23 protein-coding genes are annotated in these 24,644 nt (G+C 70.5%); 10 read left to right on the forward strand and 13 right to left on the reverse strand.

Annotated elements, in window-relative coordinates; all coding sequences use genetic code 11:
- Window position 1 precedes the first annotated feature (1 nt).
- Together DEJ23_RS01630 and DEJ23_RS01635 are read right to left on the reverse strand one after the other, a co-directional pair.
- The gene (locus DEJ23_RS01630; RefSeq protein WP_111238511.1) at window positions 2-1,084 is read right to left on the reverse strand and encodes a glycosyltransferase family 1 protein; all 1,083 of its coding nucleotides are present in this window, start codon (window positions 1,082-1,084) and stop codon (window positions 2-4) included.
- Entirely contained in the window at window positions 1,081-2,067 is a 987-nt protein-coding gene (locus DEJ23_RS01635; protein ID WP_111238512.1) for an alpha/beta fold hydrolase, read from the reverse strand. Before DEJ23_RS01635 ends, DEJ23_RS01630 begins: the two co-directional genes overlap by 4 nt.
- Before the next feature lie 227 nt (window positions 2,068-2,294).
- Here DEJ23_RS01635 and treS point away from each other — a divergent pair, with 227 nt between their 5' ends.
- Both treS and DEJ23_RS01645 read left to right on the forward strand, forming a co-directional pair.
- A complete protein-coding gene (treS, locus tag DEJ23_RS01640) occupies window positions 2,295-4,007 on the forward strand; it encodes a maltose alpha-D-glucosyltransferase (protein ID WP_111238513.1) in 1,713 nt (570 codons plus the stop codon).
- A gap of 141 nt (window positions 4,008-4,148) precedes the next feature.
- Window positions 4,149-4,901, forward strand: coding sequence for an exonuclease domain-containing protein (locus DEJ23_RS01645; RefSeq protein ID WP_111238514.1), 753 nt, complete (start codon window positions 4,149-4,151; stop codon window positions 4,899-4,901).
- A 285-nt stretch (window positions 4,902-5,186) separates the two neighbouring features.
- On the opposite strand, the gene DEJ23_RS01650 is transcribed toward DEJ23_RS01645, so the two are convergent.
- The 3 genes from DEJ23_RS01650 to glgA form a co-directional block, all read right to left on the reverse strand.
- The gene (locus DEJ23_RS01650) at window positions 5,187-5,435 is read right to left on the reverse strand and encodes a type B 50S ribosomal protein L31 (protein WP_022905175.1); all 249 of its coding nucleotides are present in this window, start codon (window positions 5,433-5,435) and stop codon (window positions 5,187-5,189) included.
- A 152-nt stretch (window positions 5,436-5,587) separates the two neighbouring features.
- Window positions 5,588-6,370 carry an ABC transporter ATP-binding protein gene (locus DEJ23_RS01655; protein WP_111238515.1) on the reverse strand — a complete coding sequence of 261 codons (783 nt, stop codon included), beginning with the start codon at window positions 6,368-6,370 and terminating at the stop codon, window positions 5,588-5,590.
- 9 nt (window positions 6,371-6,379) lie between these two features.
- Window positions 6,380-7,579 (reverse strand): glycogen synthase, encoded by a 1,200-nt coding sequence (gene glgA, locus DEJ23_RS01660; protein ID WP_111238516.1) that lies wholly within the window; start codon window positions 7,577-7,579, stop codon window positions 6,380-6,382.
- A 47-nt stretch (window positions 7,580-7,626) separates the two neighbouring features.
- On the opposite strand from glgA, the gene glgC reads away from it, so the two are divergent.
- Both glgC and serB read left to right on the forward strand, forming a co-directional pair.
- Entirely contained in the window at window positions 7,627-8,868 is a 1,242-nt protein-coding gene (glgC, locus tag DEJ23_RS01665) for a glucose-1-phosphate adenylyltransferase (protein ID WP_111238517.1), read from the forward strand.
- Window positions 8,869-8,949: 81 nt separating this feature from the next.
- Window positions 8,950-9,588 (forward strand): phosphoserine phosphatase SerB, encoded by a 639-nt coding sequence (gene serB / locus DEJ23_RS01670; RefSeq protein WP_111238518.1) that lies wholly within the window; start codon window positions 8,950-8,952, stop codon window positions 9,586-9,588.
- Window positions 9,589-9,704: 116 nt separating this feature from the next.
- Here serB and fabG read toward each other — a convergent pair whose 3' ends face one another.
- Window positions 9,705-10,418, reverse strand: a complete 714-nt coding sequence (fabG, locus tag DEJ23_RS01675; RefSeq protein WP_111238519.1) for a 3-oxoacyl-ACP reductase FabG — start codon at window positions 10,416-10,418, stop codon at window positions 9,705-9,707.
- A 168-nt stretch (window positions 10,419-10,586) separates the two neighbouring features.
- Here fabG and DEJ23_RS01680 point away from each other — a divergent pair, with 168 nt between their 5' ends.
- From DEJ23_RS01680 to DEJ23_RS01690, 3 genes are read left to right on the forward strand one after another with little or no spacing between them, the layout of a single operon-like run.
- Window positions 10,587-11,063 (forward strand): DUF3099 domain-containing protein, encoded by a 477-nt coding sequence (locus DEJ23_RS01680; protein ID WP_111238520.1) that lies wholly within the window; start codon window positions 10,587-10,589, stop codon window positions 11,061-11,063.
- A complete protein-coding gene (locus DEJ23_RS01685) occupies window positions 11,063-11,371 on the forward strand; it encodes a hypothetical protein (RefSeq protein ID WP_375342253.1) in 309 nt (102 codons plus the stop codon). Before DEJ23_RS01680 ends, DEJ23_RS01685 begins: the two co-directional genes overlap by 1 nt.
- Entirely contained in the window at window positions 11,368-12,366 is a 999-nt protein-coding gene (locus DEJ23_RS01690; protein ID WP_111238521.1) for an SURF1 family protein, read from the forward strand. Before DEJ23_RS01685 ends, DEJ23_RS01690 begins: the two co-directional genes overlap by 4 nt.
- 94 nt (window positions 12,367-12,460) lie before the next feature.
- Here the strand turns inward: DEJ23_RS01690 and DEJ23_RS01695 are convergent, their stop codons facing one another.
- On the reverse strand, window positions 12,461-14,059 hold the full coding sequence (locus DEJ23_RS01695; RefSeq protein WP_111238522.1) for an ABC-F family ATP-binding cassette domain-containing protein: 1,599 nt from the start codon (window positions 14,057-14,059) through the stop codon (window positions 12,461-12,463).
- 116 nt (window positions 14,060-14,175) lie between these two features.
- Here DEJ23_RS01695 and DEJ23_RS01700 point away from each other — a divergent pair, with 116 nt between their 5' ends.
- Window positions 14,176-14,775, forward strand: coding sequence for a biotin transporter BioY (locus tag DEJ23_RS01700; RefSeq protein ID WP_111238523.1), 600 nt, complete (start codon window positions 14,176-14,178; stop codon window positions 14,773-14,775).
- A 438-nt stretch (window positions 14,776-15,213) separates the two neighbouring features.
- Here the strand turns inward: DEJ23_RS01700 and DEJ23_RS01705 are convergent, their stop codons facing one another.
- From DEJ23_RS01705 to sufB, 5 genes are all read right to left on the reverse strand, one after another.
- Window positions 15,214-15,543, reverse strand: coding sequence for a metal-sulfur cluster assembly factor (locus DEJ23_RS01705; protein WP_022902786.1), 330 nt, complete (start codon window positions 15,541-15,543; stop codon window positions 15,214-15,216).
- Window positions 15,543-16,310, reverse strand: coding sequence for a Fe-S cluster assembly ATPase SufC (gene sufC, locus DEJ23_RS01710; RefSeq protein WP_066654406.1), 768 nt, complete (start codon window positions 16,308-16,310; stop codon window positions 15,543-15,545). The genes DEJ23_RS01705 and sufC overlap by 1 nt, the downstream gene beginning before the upstream one ends.
- A 62-nt stretch (window positions 16,311-16,372) precedes the next feature.
- Entirely contained in the window at window positions 16,373-16,699 is a 327-nt protein-coding gene (locus tag DEJ23_RS01715; protein WP_213143203.1) for a non-heme iron oxygenase ferredoxin subunit, read from the reverse strand.
- Window positions 16,699-18,024 (reverse strand): Fe-S cluster assembly protein SufD, encoded by a 1,326-nt coding sequence (sufD, locus tag DEJ23_RS01720; RefSeq protein WP_111238525.1) that lies wholly within the window; start codon window positions 18,022-18,024, stop codon window positions 16,699-16,701. The genes DEJ23_RS01715 and sufD overlap by 1 nt, the downstream gene beginning before the upstream one ends.
- Complete coding sequence (sufB, locus tag DEJ23_RS01725; RefSeq protein ID WP_058727805.1) at window positions 18,025-19,443, reverse strand: Fe-S cluster assembly protein SufB; 1,419 nt, start codon at window positions 19,441-19,443, stop codon at window positions 18,025-18,027. It abuts the gene before it with no gap.
- A gap of 251 nt (window positions 19,444-19,694) precedes the next feature.
- Here sufB and DEJ23_RS01730 point away from each other — a divergent pair, with 251 nt between their 5' ends.
- Window positions 19,695-20,681, forward strand: a complete 987-nt coding sequence (locus DEJ23_RS01730) for a heme A synthase (protein WP_111238526.1) — start codon at window positions 19,695-19,697, stop codon at window positions 20,679-20,681.
- A gap of 517 nt (window positions 20,682-21,198) precedes the next feature.
- Here DEJ23_RS01730 and DEJ23_RS01735 read toward each other — a convergent pair.
- A complete protein-coding gene (locus DEJ23_RS01735; protein WP_111238527.1) occupies window positions 21,199-22,131 on the reverse strand; it encodes a heme o synthase in 933 nt (310 codons plus the stop codon).
- A 386-nt stretch (window positions 22,132-22,517) separates the two neighbouring features.
- Here DEJ23_RS01735 and tkt point away from each other — a divergent pair, with 386 nt between their 5' ends.
- Entirely contained in the window at window positions 22,518-24,611 is a 2,094-nt protein-coding gene (tkt, locus tag DEJ23_RS01740) for a transketolase (RefSeq protein WP_111238528.1), read from the forward strand.
- Window positions 24,612-24,644 lie beyond the last annotated feature (33 nt).

Here is a 24,644-nt window from a genome sequence, read left to right on the forward strand (position 1 = left end):
TTCAGCGCCGCTGGCGGTCCTCCACCGCCCGCTCGACCGCGCGCACCACCTGTTCCGCCGAGTCCTCCCACCGGAACCGGGCAGCACGCTCGAGCGATGCCCGCGACGCGTCGTCCCACCGGCACTCGAGCCGCCGCACGGCCGCGGCGACCGCGGACGGCGAGGCGGGGTCGAAGTACTCGGCCGCGGTGCCGCCGATCTCGCGGAAGATCGGGATGTCACTGACCGCCACGGGCGTACCGACTCCCATGGCCTCGACCAGCGGGATGCCGAAGCCCTCGTCCCGCGATGCCGTCACGAGGGCGGTCGCCGACCGGAGGACCGCGAGGTACTCGTCGTCCGGGGCGCCGTCGTGGAAGACGATCGAGCCCGCCGGCGCGAGCCGCTCGAGCCGCGCGCGGTCGGCGTCGGACACGCGGGACATGCAGTGCAGCGTCCAGTCGGCTCCGAGCAGCGGCATCGCAGCAGCGAGGGTCTCGACGTTCTTGTACGGCATGAACGAGCCCATGTAGACGAGCGTCCGGTCGCGGCCGGCGCCCGGGTCGCGGGGCTCGGCCGGGTCGGAAGCGTTGTGGGCGACGGTGACCGGTCGCTTCGTCAGGCGGTGCCGCTCGATGAGACCCGCGGTCGTCTCGGACACCGTGACGACCCCGTCGGCCCCGTTCAACAGGAGGCGCTGCGGCACCCAGCTCAGGTGGAACAGTCGCCACCCGAGCCGGATGGGCCACGAGAACTCCCGCGGGGGCGTCCGGTTCCGGTAGTAGATGAGGTCGTGCAGGGTGAGCACGAGTGCGTAGCGACGGCCACGCGACCCCATGGTCTGCATGGGCGAGAACACCGCGTCGAGCCCGAGGCGGTTCACCACCCGTGCGACGAGCGGCTCGCCCGCCTCGGTCGGCGCCGGGACACGTTCCCAGGGGATGCCGTCGGGCAACGAGTCGAGCTGGCGTTCGTCGTGGACCAGCAGGACGTGGTCGTGCCGGTCGGGCAGGTGCGCGACGATGCCGGCCGTGAAGCGGCTGATGCCGTCGTGGCGCCCGACGCGGACGTAGCGGCAGTCGATCCCGATCCGGAGCCGTGTCACGAGGCCGACTCCCCCGCACTCGCACCCGACTCCGAGCTCGAGCCCTTCCGGGAGGCACGCTTCGTCCCCGTCCGTCTGGTGCTGCGCTTCGCCGTGGTGTCCGCCATCCGCCGCAGCACGGCGTCCGCCGCGGCACCGGGCGTCTCGTAGTGCACGAGGTGCCCCACGCCCGGCACGATCACGAGCTCGGCGTCGCGGAGCCGTGCGGCCAGGGCACGCTGCTCGGGCACGGCGGTGATGTCGTCGTGTTCGGCCGCGACCAGGAGCACGGGAGCGTCGATGCGGTCCGCGTACTCCGACACGTCGTGTGTCACCGACGTGCGGAACGCCTCGAGCACACTGGTACGGTCCGCGAAGGCCGAGAAGTACCGGTCGTGCTGGTCGTGCACCCACCGACGCAGTTCGCGATCGTGCGACTTGAGCATCGCCACGCTCATCGCCCGCACGATCGCGGCGTTGCGGAGCAGACCGAGCCCGAGCGCGCGTGGCAGCACCGCACCCGCGCGGTAGTAGCCGATCGCGAACCCGGTGGCCAGGGCGCGCGGGCCCTGCAGCGCCGGGGCGGCGATCGGGTTCACGAGCACGAGGAGCCGCGTCGCGAGCCCCGCGGCGACGGCGGCGGCGGTGACGATGGAGCCGAACGAGTGCCCGAGCACCACGGTGTCGCGATCGAGGCCCAGCACCCGGTGGAGACCCGTCAACCAAGCGACGTACCCGTCGATGTCGGACACGGGCAGCGGGTCGGAGATCCCGAACCCGGGCAGGTCGGGCACGATCACCCGGACGCCCCGGAGGTGCGCGGCGATGGTCTCGAGCCCGTGGTGGTCGCCGCGGAACCCGTGCACCGCCAGGACGGTCTCGGCGGCGTCGTCGGGACCGTACTCCCAGTAGTGGGTGGTGCGGCCGTCGACCGCCACGGCGCGGTGCACGACCGGGGTCGCGGCGACGAGCGACTGGTACGGGGAGATCACGGGCGGTTGCATCGCGGCCAGTCTACGAAGCCGCGCGTCGGGCCGGCGCCCCGCGCCCACGCTGTGGAGGACGACGTGCGGGAGGTGCGCCGTGGAGGAGGGCGTTCCTCCCGTCCGGCTCGTGGAACGCGGTCGCGACACGCGGTCGTGACCGCAACCCGCGGACAGCAGCAGGAGCACGCGCCTACTGTGTGCTGGGTCGGGCCACGCCGCCGGCCCGCCGACGACGAGGAGCACGCTTGACGTTCACGGCCCCGATCCAGCTGCCCGGACTCACCCTGGACCCGCAGTGGTACAAGCGTTCGGTCTTCTACGAGTGCATGATCCGCTCGTTCGTGGACTCGAACGGCGACGGCATCGGGGACATCCAGGGTGTCATCGGCAAGCTCGACTACCTGCAGTGGCTCGGCGTCGACGCCATCTGGCTGCCGCCGTTCTTCCAGTCGCCGATGCGCGACGGTGGGTACGACATCTCCGACTACAAGGCGATCCTGCCCGAGTTCGGCACCCTCGACGACTTCCGCGAACTCGTGACGAAGTCGCACGAGCGGAACATGCGCATCGTCATCGACATGGTGATCAACCACACCTCGGACCAGCACGAGTGGTTCCAGCAGTCGCGCGAGGACCCGGACGGTCCCTACGGCGACTTCTACGTGTGGCGCGACACCGACGAGCACTACGAGAACATCCGCATCATCTTCGTCGACACCGAGGAGTCGAACTGGACGTTCGACCCCGTCCGTCGCCAGTTCTTCTTCCACCGGTTCTTCTCGCACCAGCCCGACCTGAACTTCGAGAACCCCGCCGTCGTCGAGGCCGTGTACGACGTCGTCCGGCACTGGCTCGACATGGGCGTCGACGGGCTCCGGCTCGACGCGATCCCGTACCTGTTCGAGTCCGAGGAGGGCAACGGCGAGGGCGAGCCCGAGACGCACGAGTTCATCAAGAAGCTCCGGGCGATGGTCGACGACGAGTACCCCGGGCGCGTCCTGCTCGCCGAGGCGAACCAGTGGCCGCGTGAGACCGCCGCGTTCTTCGGCACCGACGAGGAGCCCGAGTGCCACATGGCGTTCGACTTCCCGGTGATGCCGCGCATCTTCTACTCGCTCCGCGCGCAGCACGCGGCCGAGCTCAAGGCGATCCTGTCCGAGACCCTCGACGTGCCCGAGAAGGCCGCCTGGGGCGTGTTCCTCCGCAACCACGACGAGCTGACGCTCGAGATGGTGAGCGAGGAGTACCGACAGGCCATGTACGGCTGGTACGGGTACGACCCGCGCATGCGGTCGAACATCGGCATCCGTCGCCGCCTCGCCCCGCTGCTCGACAACTCGCGCGCCGAACTCGAGCTCATCCACGCGCTGCTGTTCTCGCTCCCCGGGTCGCCGTTCCTCTACTACGGCGACGAGATCGGGATGGGTGACAACATCTGGCTGCCCGACCGCGACTCCTCGCGCACGCCGATGCAGTGGACCCCGGACCGCAACGCGGGCTTCTCGACCGCGGACCCCGGGAAGCTGTACCTGCCGGTCGTGCAGTCCCTCGTGTACAACTACGCGCAGGTCAACGTCGAGGCGCAGCTCGCGCAGTCCCGGTCCCTGCTGCACTGGGTGCGCAACGTCATCCACGTCCGCAAGGCACACCCCGTCTTCGGCATGGGCAGCCTGCACGTGCAGGACACGTCGAACGACTCGGTGCTCGCGTTCGTGCGGTCGTGGGAAGGCTCCGGGCAGCAGTTCGGCCCCTCCGCCGAGGACGTCCTGTGCGTGTTCTCGTTCGCCACGAACCCGACGTCGGTCACGATCTCGGCGCCGGAGTTCGCGGGGCGCCCGCTGTACGACCTGTTCGGGGGCGGCTCGTTCCCGTCGTTCGACGAGGACGGGAACGTCACGCTCACCATGGGCACGCAGTCGTTCTTCTGGCTGCACGTGGGGGCGCCGGTCGGCGTCTAGGACCGCGGCCGCGGGCACGGTTCCCTGCGCGGTCACCGGCTCCAGCCGGTGGCCGCGTCGTCGTCACGGCCGGGAGGCGCGGCTCGGCTCCGGCGGGCGGGTCGCGTGGAGCGTGTCGGTGCGTCCCGTTAGCCTCGTGCCGTGACGTACTCCGCAGCAGCGCTCGACACACCAGCACCGGCCGCCGCGGCGCAGGACCTCAGCGGTCGTCCGTGGTGGCACGCCCTCGGCGTGTTCGACCTCGAGACGACCGGCGTCGACGTCGAGACCGCCCGGATCGTCACCGCCCACGTCGGGCTCATCGACATGACGGGGCGCTCCATCGTCGAGGGCGCCTGGGTCGCCGATCCGGGGGTCGCGATCCCCGAGGGTGCCGCTGCCGTCCACGGCTACACCACCGAACGCGCCCAGGCCGAGGGCCGACCCGCGGGTGAGGTCGTCGCGGAGATCGTCGCGGCGGTCGAGGCCGTGTTCGCGCGTGGCATCCCGCTCGTCATCTACAACGCCCCGTACGACCTCACCGTCCTCGACCGCGAGGCCCGGCGGCACGGCATCGCCTCCCCGGTCATCGGCAACGTGGTCGACCCGCTCGTCATCGACAAGGCGCTCGACACCTACCGGAAGGGCAAGCGCACGCTCGAGGCGGCGTCCGAGCTCTACGGCGTCACCCTGTCCGACGCGCACGACGCCGGTGCAGACGCCATCGCGGCCGGGCGTGTCGCGCAGGCCATCGCGGCGAGGTACCCGGAGGAGCTCGGTGTCTCCGCCGAGGAACTGCACCGCAAGCAGGTCGGCTGGTGCGCCGAGCAGGCGTCGTCGTTCCAGGACTACATGCGCAAGAAGCGGGACCCGTCCTTCACCGCAGACGGTCGCTGGCCGCACCGCAACGGCTGAGGCGGACGTCCGCGGCCCTCCCGCCGCGCCCGACGGGTGCTCCCCCCGCCCGACGCTGTCTCCCCGGCGGTCTCCCCCGCTGTCTCGCTCGCAACACACCGGTGTTCACGCTCCGAACAGCCGCAGAACCGTGTTCCGGCAAGACACCGGTGTTTTTGAGCGCCGGCCGGGGCCAGGGCCGCGGGCCGCGGCCCCGGGCACGTATGCGCTCGTCCGCAGCCCCAGGAACGCCGAACGGGCGGCCCTCCCGCAGGAGGACCGCCCGTCGTGCGCGCGGACGCGGACTTACTTGCTGAAGCCCTTGAAGCGCTGGTTGAACTTCTCGACGCGACCGGCCGAGTCGAGGATGCGCTGCTTGCCCGTGTAGAACGGGTGCGACGCGGACGAGATCTCGACGTCGATGACCGGGTAGGTCGCACCGTCGAGCTCGATGGTCTTGTCGCTGGTCGCGGTCGAACGCGTCAGGAACGTCTCACCGGAGGCCAGGTCGCGGAAGACGATGGCGTTGTACTCGGGGTGGGTGTCGGTCTTCATGGAGATTCCTCGGTTGGAGATGGTGGGAGTTGCACGGATGCCCGGACCGGGCTGCCCCGGTTCGAGCGGACCCGATCGGGGAGCACCGCGCGGGAAGACTGCGGCGTGCGCCAGCCGTCCACGTTACCAGACGACGACCCGTACCGGGAGCGTCAGGCGGCGCGTGCCGTGTACCGACCGGCGTCCTTCGACACGGTCAGTTCGACGCCGAAGGCCGTCGTCAGCGTCTCCGCGGTCAGGACGTCGTCGATGGGGCCGGCGGCCTGGACCCTGCCGTCGGCGAGCACCAGGGCGTGCGTGAAGCCCTCGGGGATCTCCTCGACGTGGTGGGTGACGATGACGATCGCCGGCGAGTCGGCGCTCTGCGCGTAGCCGCCGAGCGTCCGGACCAGGCTCTCGCGCGCGCCGAGGTCGAGCGACGCCGCCGGCTCGTCCAGGAACAGGACCTCCGGGTCGGTCATCACCGCACGGGCGATCTGGACGCGCTTCTGCTCGCCGTCGCTGAGCTCACCGAAGGTCCGCTCGGTGAAGTCGCCGAGGCCCCACTCGTCGAGCACACGCTGGGCGCGGCGGACGTCGAGTTCCTCGTACTCCTCGTTCCAGCGGCCCGTGACGGAGTACGCGGCGGTGAGCACGACGTCGACGACCTTCTCGGTCACCGGGATGCGGCGGGCGAGGGCGGTCGAGGCGAAGCCGATGCGCGGGCGGAGGTCGAACAGGTCGGCTCCGCCGAGCTCGGTCCCGAGCACCTCGACGTCGCCCGAGGTCGGGAACGTCTGGGCGCCGGCCACCTGCAGCAGCGTGGTCTTGCCGGCGCCGTTGGCACCGAGCACCACCCAGCGTTCGTCGTCCTGCACCTCCCACGAGATCCCGTCGAGGATGGTGGCCCCGTTGCGGACCACGGAGACGTCTGACAAGCGCACGACCGAGGGCATGGCCCCAGCCTACGGCTTCCGGGCGAGCACCTCGTCGTAGACCTGCCGTGTCCGGCGGGCGATCGCGTCCCAGGTGAACTCGCTCTCGACGCGCATCCGCCCGGCCCGGCCCATGAGCTTCGCGAGCCCCTCGTCCGCCAGGACCTCCTCGAGCCCCGCGGCCAGGTCCGCGACGAACCGGTCCGGGTCGTTCGGCGTACCGGTGCCGTCCTGCGCCTGGTCGATCGGGACGATGCGTCCGGTCAGACCGTCGGCGACGACCTCGGGGATCCCACCGGTGCGGGTCCCGACGACCGGGATGCCGCACGCCATGGCCTCGAGGTTCACGATGCCGAGCGGTTCGTAGATCGACGGGCAGACGAACACGGTGCCGGAGGACAGCACGTTGACGATCTCCTGGTGGGAGAGCATCCGGTCGATCCAGACCACGCCCTGACGCGTCGAGCGCAGGGAGTCGACGAGGCCGGTGACCTCGGCCATGATCTCCGGCGTGTCCGGCGCACCGGCGCAGAGGACGATCTGCACGTCCTCCGGCAGGGACGCCACCGCGCGGAGCAGGTAGGGCAGGCCCTTCTGACGGGTGATGCGGCCGACGAACACCACCGACCGGCGCGACGGGTCGATGCCGAGGGCACGCACGGCGTCCTCGTCGACGGTGGGCTTCCACTCGTCGATGTCGATCCCGTTGTAGACGACGTGGACCTTCGCGGGGTCGATGGTCGGGTACGACCGGAGGATGTCCGCCCGCATCGCCTTCGACACCGCGATGACGCCGTCGGCCTGTTCGAACGCCTCGCGCTCCATCCAGCTCGACAGGCGGTAGCCGCCGCCGAGCTGCTCGGCCTTCCAGGGACGCAACGGCTCGAGGCTGTGCGCGGTGACCACGTGCGGGATCCCGTGGGTCAACTGCGCGATGCGTCCGGCGGCGTTCGCGTACCAGGTGTGCGAGTGGACCAGGTCGGCGCCCTCGACGTCGGCGGCGATGCGGACGTCGGTGCCGAGCGCCTGGAGTGCGCCGTTGGCGTCCTCGAGTCCCTCGGGCGTGCGGTACGCCCACACGTCCTGCTCGTCGCGGTAGGCCCCGAAGGCCCGCACGCGCACGTCCGTGTCCGTCCCCGACCGCAGCGCAGCCGTGAGCTCGGCCACGTGGACACCCGCTCCGCCGTAGACCTCCGGCGGATACTCCCTGGTCAGTAGATCGACTCGCACGGACTCAACGTAACGGGTTCGCAGTCCGGACGCCTACTGTGAACCCCATGGCACCAAAGAAGGTATTCGGCATCGTCCTCGCCGGAGGCGAGGGCAAGCGGCTCATGCCGCTCACGGCCGACCGCGCGAAGCCCGCTGTCCCGTTCGGCGGGAACTTCCGCCTCATCGACTTCGCGCTCTCGAACCTGGTCAACTCCGGGTTGCAGAAGATCGTCGTCCTGACCCAGTACAAGTCGCACAGCCTCGACCGCCACGTGGCCGAGACCTGGCGCATGGAGGGGCTCCTCGGCTCCTACGTCGCGTCGGTGCCCGCACAGCAGCGGCTCGGCAAGCGGTGGTTCGCCGGTTCCGCGGACGCCATCCTGCAGTCGCTCAACCTGCTCCGCGACGAGCGCCCGGACATCGTGGTCGTGGTCGGTGCCGACCACGTCTACCGCATGGACTTCCACCAGATGATCGAGGCCCACATCGCCTCCGGCCGCAGTGCCACGGTCGCGGCGATCCGCCAGCCCATCGGGCTCGCCGACCAGTTCGGCGTCATCCAGGTCGACCAGGACGACCCGACCAAGATCGACGCGTTCCTCGAGAAGCCGAAGGACGCCGTCGGCCTGGCGGACTCCCCCGACGAGATCCTCGCCTCGATGGGCAACTACGTGTTCGACGCCGACGCGCTGGTCGACGCCGTGCTCCGCGACGGCCAGATCGAGACGAGCAAGCACGACATGGGCGGGGACATCGTGCCGGACTTCGTGTCCCGCGGTGACGCCGGCGTGTACGACCTGCAGCGCAACGACGTCCCCGGGTCGAACGAGCGCGACCGCTACTACTGGCGTGACGTGGGGACGATCGACTCGTTCTTCGACGCGCACATGGACCTCATCGCGCCCGTCCCCGTCTTCAACCTGTACAACCAGGACTGGCCGATCTTCAACCAGCAGACGAACCTGCCCCCGGCGAAGTTCGTGCGCGACGCCAATGGCGACACGGGCTCGACCGTCGACTCGATCGTCGCCCTCGGCTGTCTGCTCTCCGGCGCGCAGGTCGAGCGCAGCGTGATCGGTCCGTGGTGCGGCATCGACTCCGGGGCGAAGGTGCTCGACTCGATCGTCTTCGAGCGGGCCTCGATCGGTGCGGGTGCGGTCGTGAACCGCGCGATCCTGGACAAGGACGTGGTGATCGCGCCCGGGGCGCGTGTGGGCGTCGACCGCGAGACGGACGAGGCCCGCGGCTTCACCGTCACCGAGTCCGGCATCACGGTCGTGGGCAAGGGCGTGCGCGTCGAGGCGTAGCGCCCCGAGGACGGCGCCCTGGAGGCGCGGCTGACGTCACGCGACGTCGCCGCGCCTCCTGCTGTCGGTAGCGTTGGTGCCGTGCCACGCTTCCTCGTCGTCCTCGATGCCGATTCCACGCTGCTCGAGGACGAGGTCATCGAGCTGCTCGCCGACCACGCCGGGACCCGGCCGCAGGTGCAGGCGGTGACGGAGCGTGCGATGCGCGGCGAGATCGACTTCACGGAGAGCCTCCGGGAGCGGGTCGCGACGCTGGCGGGCCTCCGGGTCGACGTCGTCACCCGCGCGCAGGAGGCGGTCCGCGTCACGCGGGGCGCCGAGGAGCTCGTGCGCACCGTGCACGCCGCCGGTGGCACGGTCGGCGTGGTGTCCGGCGGGTTCCACGAGGTGCTCGACCCGTTCGCGGAGCGCCTCGGGCTCGACCACTGCCGGGCGAACCGGCTCGACGTCGTCGACGGTGTGCTCACCGGCCGGGTGCTTGGCGACGTCGTCGACGCGCACGCGAAGGCCGCGACGCTGCGTGCCTGGGCCGCGGAGGACGACGTGCTCCTCTCGCGTACGGTGGCGGTCGGCGACGGGGCGAACGACCTCGAGATGATGCGCGTCGCCGCCCTCGCGGTGGCGTTCGACGCCAAGCCCCGCGTGCGCGAGCAGGCGGACGTGGCGGTCGTCGACCGGGACCTCTCGCCGGTGCTCGCCGCGCTCGGCCTGCGGGGCTGACACCCCCGTACGACGCTCCCCGAACGGCACTCCTCGCCGAACGGCGTTCCTTCCCGCACGGCGGCGAGGCTCGAGGCGTCCGTCCGGCCGAGCCTCGTCCGCGCGGTTGGTCGTGCCTAGTGGCCCATCCCGAGGCCGCCGTCGACCGGGATCACCGCGCCGGACACGTAGCCAGCGCCGTCACCGGCGAGGAAGAGCGTGGCGTCGGCCACGTCGTCCACCGTGCCGTACCGGGCGGCGGGGATCTGCTTCTTGAACTCGGCCTGCAGCTCCTCGGGGAGCGCGGCCGTCATGTCGGTCTGGATGAACCCGGGGGCCACGACGTTCGCGGTGATGCCGCGCGACCCGAGCTCCCGGGTGATCGACCGGGCCATGCCGACCAGTGCGGCCTTCGACGAGGCGTAGTTGACCTGGCCGACCTGACCGTAGGCGCCGACGACGCTCGACATGAGGACGATCCGGCCGAACTTGGCCTTCATCATGCCCTTCGTGGCGCGCTTGACCACGCGGAACGTGCCGGTGAGGTTGGTGTCGATCACGCTCGTGAAGTCCTCCTCCGACATGCGGAGCAGGAGCTGGTCGTTCGTGATGCCGGCGTTCGCGACGAGGACCTCGACCGGACCGAGCTCGGCCTCGACCTGCGTGAACGCGGCGTCGACCGAGGCGGAGTCGGTGATGTCGGCGGCGACGGTGAGCGCTCCCTCGGGGCCGCCCTGGCCGCTGCGGGACGTCACGGCGACGCGGTGCCCGGCGGCGACGAAGCGCGCTGCGAGGGCGTGGCCGATGCCGCGGTTGCCGCCGGTGATGAGGACGGTACGGGGGGTGGTCATGGTCGCTCCGTTCGAGTGGTGGTGACGCTGCGTGTCGACGTCCGGTGCCGGCCGGACACGCCCGACCGAGCGTACCGGAGCCGTTCCGCGCAGCTGTCCCCCGCGCGGCTGGCAGACTGTCGGTGGTGCGGGCTTAGGCTTGTGGTCGGGCGAAGGAAAGAACACCGTATGAAGTCGACGCAGCGCCGGTTCCACGCGACGCACACCCACTCGGGTTCCACGCAGAGCATCACGTCCCTGCCGGACTCCCCCGAGCTGGACCGGGCGCACCGCCTGTCCAAGTACGTCTGGCAGATGGCCGTGCGCGTGGTCTGCTTCGTCGGGGCCGTGCTCGTGTGGACGACGTGGCACACGTGGCTGGCGGTCATCCCGATCGTCCTCGCCGCGGTCATCCCGTGGGTCGCGGTCATCCTGGCGAACGCCGGCAGCCGCGCCGAGAGCGACATCGTCTCGCCCGCCGGGGCCATCGAGCTGTACGACGCCGTCGACCCGCGCCTGCGTGAGCAGCAGGAGGACGCCCGTGCCGAGGCCTACCGTGCCGAGCAGGACCGTCTGCGCGAAGCGGCCCAGCACGCGCAGGAGGAATGGCAGCGGAACGGCGACCGGTCCCGCGTGTGGTCGGCCAGGCCGAGGACGCGGCGCTGATGGGGGCGACCTTCGACCTCTTCACCGAACCGGGCTCCACGCCGGTGTGCTCCCGCGCCGGGTGCACGAACACCGCCGAGTGGCGGATCAACTGGCGGAACCCGCGGATCCACGCGATCGACCGCGTGAAGATCTGGGCGGCGTGCGAGGACCACTGCGACTTCCTCGCCGACTACCTGCGCTCCCGTGCGTTCCCCGTCCGCGTGACGGGGATGCAGGAGGACGTCGACCGCCTCGACGACGTCCGCGTGCGCGAGGACGCGCCGAAGAACGACGTCGGGGTGCGCTCCACCGGCACCGGGCGATGACGGACGAGTTCGACCCGAGCGCCCGCTACGGCCGGAAGCACGCCGCGAAGCTCCAGCGCGAGCGCCTGCCTGGCTCCGACCGGGCCACCGGAGCCGAGCAGGACGGGATCGACCCCGCGCGGGCCCACGGCGCGGGCGGGAGCTCCGTGGGCTGGGGCTTCGTCCGCAGCCGCCGCTGGCTCGGGTACTTCGCGATCGCCGTCGCCTTCGCGATCATCTGCACGCTGTTCGGCATGTGGCAGTGGGACCGCCGCAACGGAGCAGTGCGCCAGAACGAGCAGATCGCCCGGAACTACGACCACACCCCCGTGCCCCTCGACCAGGCGCTCCCCCGCGCCTCGAGCTGGGACGACGACCAGCAGTGGCTGCGGGTCGAGGTCACGGGCACGTACGACGTCGACGACCAGCTCCTCGTCCGGAACCGTGTGCACAACGGGCAGCCCGGGTTCGAGGTCCTCACGCCGCTCGTGACCGCGGACGGCCGCGCCTTCGTCGTCGACCGCGGCTGGGTGCCGACGGGCAACCGGCAGGACGCCCCGGACCACGTGCCAGCCCCGCCGACCGGCGAGGTGACGGTGACCGCACGACTGCAGCAGAGCGAGCCGCGCATCCCCGGTCGGACCGACCCGTCGCACACCGACCAGGTGCAGTCCGTCACCCTCGCGGACGTCGCCCGGAAGGTGGGCGCGCCGATCTGGACCGGTGCCTACGGACAGCTCGCGTCCGAGTCGCCCGCGTCGACGGAGTCGCGGCCGCTCGGCTGGGAGCGACCGTCGGCCGACACGGGCCTGCACCTCAGCTACTTCATCCAGTGGTTCCTGTTCGCCGTCGGTGGCTTCGGGTTCCTCGCCTACGTCATGGTGCAGGAGTACCGGAACCTCAACCAGGACGACCCGGAGGAGCGCGAGCGGGCCCTCGATCGCCAGCGGCGGAAGGACGCCAAGCCACGGTCCGACGACGAGGTCGAGGACGAGCTGCTGGGCGCGCACCGCTGACGAGGAGCCGCCGACAGGCGGCTCGCTACCACTCACAAGACGGAAGGCGCGGTGCCGCCCGGTACCGCGCCTCCCGTCCGGCCGTCGGTGGCCGCTACGCGAGCTCGATGAGCTCCGCGTAGTCCTTGTTCCAGTGGTCCTCGGTGCCGTCGGGCAGCAGCAGGACGCGCTCCGGGTTGAGGGCCTCGACCGCGCCCGCGTCGTGGGACACGAGGACGACCGCGCCCTCGTAGCCAGCCAGCGCCCCGAGGATCTCCTCGCGCGACGCGGGGTCGAGGTTGTTCGTCGGCTCGTCGAGCAGCAGCACGTTCGCACCCGAGACGACGATCATCGCGAGCGACAGGCGGGTCTTCTCGCCGCCGGACAGCACCCCGGCCTTCTTGTAGCCGTCGTCACCGGTGAAGAGGAACGAGCCGAGCACACGGCGGGCCTCGGTCTCGGTGAGGTCCGGCGACGCCGAGACCATGTTCTCGATCACCGTGCGGTTCACGTCGATGTTCTCGTGCTCCTGTGCGTAGTAGCCGATGCGCAGGCCGTGCCCGGGCAGGATCTCACCCGTGTCCGGCTGGTCGGCGCCCGCGAGGATGCGGAGCAGCGTCGTCTTGCCGGCGCCGTTGAAGCCGAGGATGACGACGCGCGAGCCGCGGTCGATCGCCAGGTCGAGGCCGGCGAAGATCTCGAGCGAGCCGTAGGACTTCGACAGCCCCTCGGCCATGAGCGGGGTGCGGCCGCAGGCGGCGGGCGTCGGGAAGCGCAGCTTCGCGACGCGGTCCACGGCCCGCTCGTCCTCGAGCCCTGCCAGGAGCTTCTCGGCGCGGGCGACCATCTGGTGCGCCGCAGCCGCCTTCGTCGCCTTCGCACCGAACCTGGCGGCCTGGTCCTTGAGGGTCGCGGCCTTCTTCTCGGCGTTCGCGCGCTCCTTCCGGCGGCGCTCCTCGTCGGCGGCGCGCTGCCGCTGGTACAGCTTCCAGCCCATGTTGTAGACGTCGATCGTCTGGCGGTTCGCGTCCAGGTAGAAGACACGGTTGACGACCTCGTCGACGAGCTCGACGTCGTGCGAAATGACGATGACACCGCCCGCGTACGTCTTGAGGTGCTCACGCAGCCAGATGATCGAGTCGGCGTCCAGGTGGTTCGTCGGCTCGTCGAGGATCATCGTCTCGGCGTCCGAGAACAGGATGCGTGCCAGCTCGATGCGACGCCGCTGACCGCCGGACAGGGTCTTGAGCGGCTGGTCGAGGATGCGGTCGGGCAGCTTGAGGTTCGATGCGATCGACGCCGCCTCGGCCTCGGCCGCGTACCCGCCGAGCGCGTTGAACTGGTCGTCGAGCCGGCTGTACCGGCGCATGGCCTTCTCGGCGGTGTCCGGGTCCTCGCTCGCCATGTCGAGCGTCGCCTGGCGGATGCCCTCCACGAGCTCACCGAGACCGCGGGCGTCGAGGATGCGCTTCCGCGCCGTGTCCTCGGGGTTCCCGGAACGCGGGTCCTGCGGCAGGTACCCGATCTCGCCGGAGCGTTCGATCTTGCCGTCGGTCGGCTGCGCCTCGCCGGCGAGGGCCTTCGTCATCGTGGTCTTGCCGGCGCCGTTGCGCCCGACGAGCCCGATCTTGTCACCCTTCTCGACACGGAAGGACACGTGCTCCATCAGGAGGCGGGCCCCGACACGGATCTCGAGGTCGTGCACGGCAAGCACTAGAGGACGTCCAATCAGTTGGTGATGTGCACAACGACGTGTGCGGGAGGTGCACCGCTACGCTGACGGGACCGATGGTCCTGCAACGGGACCAGCAGTCCATTCTAGGAGAATCCATGACGAACGCCACCGGGTTCGCTCGCCGCGCAGTCCTCGCCGACCGTCTTCGCACCTCGGGGCTCGCCACCGATGCCGCCCTGGTCGCCGGCGGTGCCCTGTTCACCGCCGCCATGGCGCAGGTCGAGGTCCCGATGTGGCCGGTGCCGATCACGGGGCAGACCCTCGCGGTCGTGCTCGTCGGCGCGACGCTCGGCGCCCGCCGCGGCATGCTCTCCCTGCTCGTCTACGCGGTCGCCGGCCTTGCCGGGGCTCCGTTCTTCGCCGACATGCAGGGCGGCCTGCAGGCTCTCGCGCTCCCGAGCTTCGGGTACGTCATCGGGTTCGTGCCGGCTGCGGGCGTCATCGGTTGGCTCGCCCGTCGCAACTGGGACCGCAAGGTTGGCCGCGCCACGGCGGCGATGCTGCTCGCGAGCGCCATCCCCTTCGTCACCGGTCTGCCGTACCTCGCCGTCGCACTGGGCGCGCTCGGCCTGCCGAACGACCTGCAGTCGGTGCTCGCCGCCGGCCTGTACCCGTTCATCATCGGCGGTGTCGCCAAGGCACTCATCGCCGCGGGCGTCCTGCCGCTGGCCTGGAAGCTCGTCGGCCGCCGCTGACCCACGGATCGACGAAGGGCCCCGCACCGTCCGGTGCGGGGCCCTTCGTCGATGTGGTGCCCGGGCGCGCCTTCGTCGGCGGGCACCCAGGTCGCACGACACGCCGTCCGCCACGACGCGGCGCGGCGCGTCGTGCGACCTCGCCGGACGTGAGCGGCGAGTTGCGCGACCAGAGCGGCGCCCTCCCGAGGCCCCGCCGGACGACGGACGGGGCGCCGGACGTCGGACGTCGGACGTCGGACGACGCACGACGGCGGAGACTCCGGTCGCACGACACGCCGTCCGCCGCGTCGCGGGGCGGCGCGTCGTGCGACCTCGCCGGACGTGAGCGGCGAGTCGCGCGGACCGGAGCGGCGCACTCCCGCGGCCCCGCCGGACGACGGACGGGAGGCGCGGTGCCGACCGGCACCGCGCCTCCCGTCCGTCAGGTTGTCGCGTCTAGATCGAGAAGCCGAGCGCGCGCATCATCTCGCGCCCGTCGTCGGTGATCCGCTCCGGACCCCACGGCGGCATCCAGACCCAGTTGATGCGGAACGCGTCGACGATGCCGTCGAGCGCGTTGGCGGTGTCGCCCTCGATCACGTCGGTGAGCGGGCACCCGGCGCTCGTCAGCGTCATGCTGATCACGAGCGCGTTCGCCTCGTCGTCCATCGCCAGGTCGTAGATCAGGCCGAGGTCGACGATGTTGACGCCGAGCTCCGGGTCCTGGACCTCCTTGAGGCCCTCGACGACCTCGTCGAACTTCTCCGGAGAGAGTGCGGTGATCATCAGTTGCCCGCCGCCGCGGCCTGCACGTAGCGGTCGTAGCCCTCGTTCTCGAGGCGCTCGGCGAGCTCCGGGCCACCCTGCTCGGCGACCTTGCCCGCGACGAACACGTGCACGAAGTCCGGCTTGATGTAGCGGAGGATGCGCGTGTAGTGCGTGATGAGCAGGACGCCGAGTCCCGTCGCGGCCTTGGCGCGGTTGACGCCCTCCGACACGATCTTCAGCGCGTCGACGTCGAGACCCGAGTCCGTCTCGTCGAGCACGGCGAACTTCGGCTTGAGGAGCTCGAGCTGCATGATCTCGTGGCGCTTCTTCTCGCCGCCGGAGAAGCCCTCGTTGACGTTGCGCTCGGCGAACGACGAGTCCATCTTGAGGTCGGCCATCGACTGGCGCAGGTCCTTGACCCAGCCGCGGAGCGCCGGGGCCTCGCCGTCGATCGCGGTCTTCGCGGTGCGGAGGAAGTTCGACACCGTGACGCCCGGGATCTCGACCGGGTACTGCATCGCGAGGAACATGCCGGCACGGGCGCGCTCGTCGACGCTCATCGCGAGCACATCCTCGCCGTCGAGCGTGATGGAGCCACCGGTGACGTTGTAACGCGGGTGACCGGCGATCGTGTAGGCGAGGGTGGACTTGCCGGAGCCGTTCGGCCCCATGATCGCGTGGATCTCGCCCTCGTTGATGGTGAGGTCGACGCCCTTCAGGATCTCCTTGGTGCCCTGGTCGGTGTCGATCGAGACCTGCAGGTCGCGGATTTCAAGCGTGGACATTGCGTTCCTTCGGTTACAGCTGCTGTGCGGCGTCAGCCGCGCGGGAAGAGTGGGGGTGTCGCTCAGTCGACGGGGACCGGGTCGTGCACGTCGACGTAGACGTCGCCGTCACGGACCTCGACCCGGAAGACCGGCACCGGCTCGTACGCCGGGAAGTTCTGCGGCTTGCCGGTCGCGAGCGAGAACCGGGACCCGTGGGCCCAGCACTCGAGGGTGTCACCCTCGACGAACCCCTCGGCCAGGGAGATGTCCCCGTGCGTGCAGGTGTCGCCGATCGCGTGCACGGTGCCCGCGGAGTCCTTGACGATCGCGACCGCGGTGCCGTCGACGACGACCCGCATCGGGCTGTCGACCGCGATCTCCGACTCGGCGCAGACCTTCTCGGCCATCAGGCGTCCGCCTGCTCGGCCTCGGGCTCCGCCGCGGCGACCGCCGTGCGGCCGTCGGCGAGCTCCTGCTCCACCGCCGCGATGAGACGCTCCTCGAGCTCCGGGGCGCCGATCTTCTGGATGACCTCCACCAGGAAGCCGAGCACGACGAGTCGACGTGCCTCTTCCTCGGGGATGCCGCGGGCCTGCAGGTAGAACAGCTGCTCGTCGTCGAAGCGGCCGGTCGCACTCGCGTGCCCGGCGCCCTCGATGTTGCCCGTCTCGATCTCGAGGTTCGGGATGCTGTCCGCCCGCGTGCCGTCGGTGAGGACGAGGTTGCGGTTCTGCTCGTACGAGTCGGTGCCGTCGCCGTCACGCCCGATGAGCACGTCGCCGATCCACACCGTGTGCGCGCCCTCGCCCTGCAGCGCGCCCTTGTAGTTGACGCGACCGCGGGTGTTCGGGGCGTCGTGGTTCACGTACACCTGCTGCTCGATGTACTGCCCGGCATCGGCGAAGTACACGCCGTACATCTCGGTGTCCGCCCCCTGGGCGCCGAGGTGTGTCGACGGATTGACACGCACGACGTCACCGCCGAGCGAGACCACGACGTGCTTGAGGAAGGCGTCGCGCCCGACCTCGGCGAACTGCGTCGACACGTGCACCGCGTCGTCGTCCCAGTCCTGCAGGCTGACGACCGTGAGCCGGGCGCCGTCGCGGACGACGATCTCGACGTTCTCGCTGAGCAGCGCCGTGCCGCGGTTGTCGATCACGACGATGCCCTGGGCGTGCTGCTCCGCGGTGATGACGGTGTGCGCCGCCCGGGGCTGCGTGCCGAAGTCCGACCGGGTGATCGAGATCGACTCGTGCGCCTCGGTCGCCTTGACGGTGACCTTGAGCACGGCGTCGCGCGCCGTCCAGGCCGCTGCGGCGGCGCGGTCCTCGGGCAGGCCGGCGGTCCCGACGACCGGATCGTCACGACGACCCCACTCGACGTCGGCGCCCTCGGTCTGGCGGGCGAGGAAGGGGTACGCGGAGCCGTCGAGACCGCTGTCGAGCAGCGGCTGGAGCTTGGCGAGCGGCGCGAACTTCCAGTTCACCTCGCGGCCGGTCACCGGCGGGAACGCGTCGAGCTCGCCGGACTGCGGGCGCTCGGAGCGCGTCTGCACCGGGACCTTGGTGTCCCAACCGCCGTCGGAGTGCGCCCGTGCGCCGTGCTGCTCGGTGCCCTGGCCGGTCGCAGGCCGCTTGCCCTGCGCCACTGCCGACGGCTCCACCGGCTGGTCGATGTGCGGAACCGTCGTGGCCCCGTCGGTCGGTGTCGGGTTGGTGCTGGTGTTCGACATCTAGCCGACGGATCCTTCCATGCTCATCTCGATGAGCTTGTTGAGTTCGAGCGCGTACTCCATCGGGAGCTCACGGGCGATGGGCTCGATGAAGCCGCGGACGATCATCGCCATCGCCTCGTCCTCCGGCATGCCGCGCGACATGAGGTAGAACAGCTGCTCCTCGCTCACGCGGGAGACCGTCGCCTCGTGTCCGAGCTGCACGTCGTCGACGCGGATGTCGATCGCCGGGTACGTGTCGCTCCGGCTCACGGTGTCGACGAGCAGCGCGTCACAGCGGACGGTGTTGGCCGCGTGGTGTGCGGCCGGGTCGACGCGGACCTCGCCGCGGTAGCCGGCACGGCCACCGCCGCGCGCGATCGACTTCGAGACGATCGACGACGTCGTGTACGGCGCCATGTGGATCATCTTCGCGCCGGCGTCCTGGTGCTGCCCCGGACCGGCGAAGGCCACGGAGAGCGTCTCGCCCTTGGCGTGCTCGCCCGCCAGGTAGATCGACGGGTACTTCATCGTGACCTTCGAGCCGATGTTGCCGTCGATCCACTCCATCGTCGCGCCCTCGTGCGCGATCGCGCGCTTGGTGACGAGGTTGTAGACGTTGCTCGACCAGTTCTGGATCGTCGTGTAGCGCACGCGGGCGTTCTTCTTCACGATGATCTCGACCACGGCCGAGTGCAACGAGTCCGACTTGTAGATCGGGGCGGTGCAGCCCTCGATGTAGTGGACGTAGGAGTCCTCGTCCGCGATGATCAGCGTCCGCTCGAACTGCCCCATGTTCTCGGTGTTGATCCGGAAGTAGGCCTGCAGCGGGATCTCGACGTGCACGCCCTTCGGCACGTACACGAACGAACCGCCGGACCACACGGCCGTGTTGAGCGCAGCGAACTTGTTGTCGCCGGCGGGGATCACGGAGCCGAAGTACTCCTCGAAGAACTCGGGGTGCTCGCGCAGCGCCGTGTCGGTGTCCATGAAGATGACGCCCTGCTGCTCCAGGTCCTCGCGGATCTGGTGGTAGACGACCTCGGACTCGTACTGCGCCGCGACACCGGCGACCAGGCGCTGGCGCTCGGCCTCGGGGATCCCCAGACGCTCGTACGTGTTGCGGATGTCCTCGGGCAGCTCTTCCCAGGTCTGGGCCTGCTTCTCCGTGGACTTCACGAAGTACTTGATGTTGTCGAAGTCGATGTCCGACAGGTCCGCACCCCACGAGGGCATCGGCTTGCGGTCGAACAGCGTCAGCGCCTTGAGGCGGAGCTTGCGCATCCACTCGGGCTCGTCCTTGCGGGCGGAGATGTCGCTGACCACCTCGTCCGAGAGGCCGCGGCGCGCGGAGGCACCGGCCGTGTCGGAGTCGGACCAGCCGAACTCGTATTGGCCGAGCCCTTCGAGCTCGGGACGGTCGATGAGCACGTCGGACATGGTCTCCTCGTTTCCTTCTCGCGGCAGCGTCTCGCGGGTGCAACCCGTGGCGTCCGGACGCCATTCCACCGCGGACCCCCGACAGGAGTTCCACGGCGTCGCTGCCTCGCAACGTCGATGGTCCCACGCAGTCCTCGGACCGTTCGGCGATCTCGGCCCATTCGGAGCCGGCGCCTGCCTAGACTTGACTGCTGCTGAACCCTCGAATCCTACAGGTTCACCGCACGGAACAACAGGAAGGCACCACCCTCGTGACTCGCGTCGGACCCACCGTCGAGCAGGGCGTCCAGCCGGACAGCCGCAACCCGCGGTGGTGGTCGCTCCCCCGTGCCGTCGACCGCCGCGTGATCTGGCTCGCGTGGGCATCGTTCGTGGTCGAGGTCGTGCTCATCGGCACCGGTGGCCTCGTGCGCCTGACCGCGTCCGGCCTCGGTTGCCCGACCTGGCCGAAGTGCACGGCCGAGTCGCTCGTCTCCACCCCGGAGATGGGCGTCCACGGGGTGATCGAGTTCGGCAACAGGCTGCTCACCTTCGTCCTCGTCGTCGTCGCGATCGCCACCTTCCTCGCCGTCGTGCGGATGCGTCGGACCCGGCCCGAGCTGTTCTGGCTCGCGTTCGCCCAGGGCGTCGCGATCCCGGTGCAGGCGGTGATCGGCGGCCTCAGCGTGCTGACGGACCTCAACCCCTTCGTGGTGGGCCTCCACTTCGTCGTGTCGACGACCCTCGTCGCCGTCACCGCGACGCTCGTGTACCGGTCGGTGAACGGTCCGCGGACCGCGGCACGCCTCGTCCCCCGCTGGTACACGGGCGTCGTCCGTGTCACCGTCGCAGCGGTCGTCGTCACCGTCCTGGTCGGCATCCTCACGACCGGCTCCGGTCCGCACGCCGGGGCGGACGAAGCCGTCGACGGCGGGCGCCTGCACCGCACCGGGTTCGACCCGCAGCTCATGGAGCACCTGCACGCGGTGCCCGCCTACGTCCTGTTCGCCCTCACCCTGGTGCTCGTGGTCGGCGCCGTCGTGCTGCGGATGTCGAGTCGGTGGGCGCTCCTGCTGCTCGTCGTCGAGTTCGTCCAGATCGCGGTCGGCCTGACGCAGGCGCGGACGGGCCTGCCGGTCGGACTCGTCGGCACGCACATGGTCCTCGCCGGGCTCCTGGTGGGTGCGGTGACCGTCGTGGTGCTCTCGACGCGCGGCAGCGCCGGTCGCGCCGCGGCCCGGGAGCCGATCACCGCCTGACCGGCGCTCGCTCCGGGTCACGCCCCTCCTCTGACATCCCAGGGATCTGACAACCCAGGGATCGCCGCCTGCCCGATCGCCGACGCGTGGGACGTCGTCGACCGGGGGCTTGACAGCGCGATGCACGCACGCGAGACGCTGTCGTCGCCGCAGGACCGCGCCGAACGCGTGAGACGCCTGCGGATCCGGCGGCGTCTCGCCTGCAGATCGGCGTCTCACCCAGACGAACCCGTTCGCGGCCCCGGCACCGTTCCGGCCGTGGTACGGACGGGAGGCTCGGCAACCGGCCGCCCCGCGCCTCCCGTCCGGCGCACGCTCGCGACCCTGCGGTCGCCGCGCCACCGTCGTCGTGCGACAGCGGAACCGTCGTCTCGGCCGGGACCGCCCCGCCGGCGCGCGCGACGCCGCAACGACACACGCGCCCGCCCTCGCCCGGACGAGCGCTCGCTCCCCCACGAGGGACGGCAGCGCCGCCGGCGGACCGGCGGCGCTGTCGTGTGCGGGCGGCGAGCCCGCGCTAGATCGTGAAGGCGAAGACCTGCGGCAGCAGCGGGTCGATGCCCACGGCGATGAAGAGCAGCGTCAGGTACGTGATCGAGCTGTGGAACACGCGCATCGGCTGCACCTGCTCGACGTGCTGGATCGCCCGGGAGTACAGGCGGTGCGACTCGACGACGAACCAGATGCCGGCAGCCAGCGCGACCACGGTGTACAGCGGGCCCATGTGTGCGACCGGGATGAGCAGCAGCGAGCAGACGAGCGTCGCCCAGGCGTAGAGCACGACCTGCAGGCCGACGACCGTGCGTCCGCGGACCACGGCGAGCATCGGCACGTCGGCCGCGTCGTAGTCGTCGCGGTACTTCATCGACAGCGGCCAGTAGTGCGGCGGCGTCCAGAGGAAGATCACCATGAACAGGATCACCGGCGCCCACGTCAACGATCCGGTGACACCGGCCCAGCCGATCAGCACCGGCATGCAGCCGGCCGAGCCACCCCAGACGATGTTCTGCGGGGTCCGGCGCTTGAGCCAGAGCGTGTAGACGCAGACGTAGATGAGGATCGCGACGACGCTCAGCGCCGCGGCGAGCCAGTTCACGAGGAAGCCGAGCACGGCGGTCGACAGGACCGCGAGCACCCACGAGAAGACCAGCGCCTCGCGGTCGGAGAGCTCACCGGTGACCAGGGGGCGCTGGCTCGTGCGCTTCATGAGCCGGTCGATGTCGCGGTCGATGTAGCAGTTGAACGCCGAGGCCGAACCGGCCGACATCGCACCGCCGAGCATCGTCCAGAACACGAGCCACAGGTCCGGCACACCCCGCTCCGCCAGGAACATCGTCGGCGCGGTGGTGACGAGCAGGAGCTCCATCACGCGGGGCTTCGTCAGCGAGACGTACGCACGGACCTTGCGGGACAGCGACGAGTGGGGTCGATCGGTGTCCGGCCGGGTCACGGTGGCAGTCAACAGGGGAACCTCAGTCTGTTCGCATCGGCTCGCACACCCGGTGGACGGCTCCGTCGTCGTCGGGGCGTGCGTCGACCCGGAATGCACACGGGTCGAGACCAGTTTAGGCCATCGAGGCGCCGCGACGATGCCCCGCCCCGCCGACCGGGCCAGCAGCCCGACACGGCACCGTCGTCACCTGGACACCTTCTGAGTGCGTGGTCACTATGCTGGACACGCCCTCCCGCATCGCGAGCCCCGAAGACGTCGGTCCGTGACGAGCCGGTCGGCCGCCGCTCGACGGCGACACGACGAACGGCCCCGGGACGGCGACCATGTCCGTGCGATGGCACGAGCCCTCGCACATGTCGCAACAACGAAGGGTCAACATCCAAGTGGCTGAATTCACCTGGGACGCCATCGACAGGAAGGCCGTCGACACGGCGCGCGTCCTCGCCGCCGATTCGGTCGAGGCCGCCGGCAACGGTCACCCCGGCACCGCGATGAGCCTCGCGCCCGTCGCCCACCTGCTCTTCCAGAAGGTGATGCGTCGCGACCCGAGCGACTCCACCTGGATCGGCCGCGACCGCTTCATCCTCTCGGCGGGTCACGCCTCGATCCTGCAGTACGTGCAGTTCTACCTGCACGGCTACGGCCTCGAGCTCGAGGACCTGCAGCACCTGCGCAAGTGGGGCTCGAAGACCCCGGGTCACCCGGAGTACGGCCACACCGACGGCGTCGAGATCACCACCGGCCCGCTCGGCCAGGGCCTCGCGTCTGCCGTCGGCTTCGGGTACGCGCAGCGCTTCGAGCGCGGCCTGTTCGACCCGGAGACCGCCGACGGCGAGTCGCCGTTCGACCACTTCACCTACGTGATCGCCGGTGACGGCGACATGCAGGAGGGTGTCACCAACGAGGCCGCGAGCCTCGCGGGTCGTCAGCAGCTCGGTCGCCTGGTCGTGTTCTACGACTCGAACCAGATCTCCATCGAGGACGACACCGACATCGCGTTCTCCGAGGACGTCGCCGCCCGTTACGAGTCGCTCGGCTGGCACGTCCAGCACGTCGACTGGAAGAAGACCGGCGAGTACTCCGAGGACGTCGAGGAGCTGTACCGCGCCGTCGAGGCCGCGAAGGCCGAGACGACCAAGCCGTCGCTCATCGTCCTCAAGACGATCATTGGTTGGCCGTCGCCGACGAAGCAGAACTCCGGCAAGATCCACGGCTCCGCGCTCGGCGCCGACGAGCTCAAGGGCCTCAAGGAGGTCCTCGGGTTCGACCCGGAGAAGACCTTCGACGTCGACCCCGAGGTGCTCGAGTACACCCGTGGCGCGATCGCCAAGGGCCAGGAGCAGCACGCCGAGTGGAACGAGACCTTCGACGCGTGGGCCGCTGCCAACCCGGAGAAGAAGGCGATGCTCGACCGCATCAACTCCGGTGAGCTCCCCGAGGGCCTCGAGGAGGCCCTGCCGGTGTTCTCCACGGAGAAGGCCGTCTCGACCCGCGCCGCCTCCGGCAAGGTCATCAACGCCATCGCGCCGCTCATGCCCGAGTTCTGGGGCGGTTCGGCGGACCTCGCCGAGTCGAACCTCACCACGATCGAGGGCGCCAAGTCCTTCGGTCCGGCCGAGGCCAGCACGAAGACGTGGAGCACCGACCCGTACGGCCGCGTCCTGCACTTCGGCATCCGCGAGCACGCGATGGGCTCGATCCTGTCCGGCATCGTGCTGCACGGGAACACCCGCCCCTTCGGCGGCACGTTCCTCATCTTCAGCGACTACATGCGTCCGGCGGTCCGTCTGGCCGCGCTCATGAAGGCGCCGGCGATCTACGTCTGGACCCACGACTCCATCGCCCTCGGCGAGGACGGCCCGACGCACCAGCCGATCGAGCAGCTCACCGCCCTCCGTGCGATCCCGGGCCTCGACGTCGTCCGCCCGGCCGACGCGAACGAGGTCTCGTACGCCTGGCTCGAGATGCTCAAGCACAAGGACCGCCCGGCCGGCATCGCGCTGAGCCGCCAGAACCTCCCGGTCTTCGAGCGCGGCGAGGGCGAGGCCTCCGGCGAGACGCTCGCCTCGGCGAAGAACGTCGCCAAGGGTGCGTACATCCTGGCCGAGGCGCCGAACGGCACCCCGGACGTCATCCTCATCGGCACCGGCTCCGAGGTCCAGATCGCTCTCGAGGCCCGCGAGGTCCTGCAGGGCGAGGGCGTCAACGCCCGCGTCGTGAGCGCCCCGTCGCTCGAGTGGTTCTTCGAGCAGGACGAGGCGTACCGCGAGCAGGTCCTCCCGAAGGCCGTCACCGCGCGCGTCTCCGTCGAGGCCGGCATCGGCATGAGCTGGCGCGACATCGTCGGCGACAAGGGCCGCAGCGTCTCGATCGAGCACTTCGGTGCCTCGGCGGACTACCAGCGCCTGTTCGCCGAGTTCGGCTTCACCACCGAGCACGTCGTCGCCGCTGCCAAGGAATCGATCGCAGCTTCCTGACCCACGAGGGGCCGGGTCCGGTCCGCCGGATCC

The organism is Curtobacterium sp. MCSS17_008 (assembly GCF_003234185.1).
Lineage (GTDB): Bacteria > Actinomycetota > Actinomycetes > Actinomycetales > Microbacteriaceae > Curtobacterium.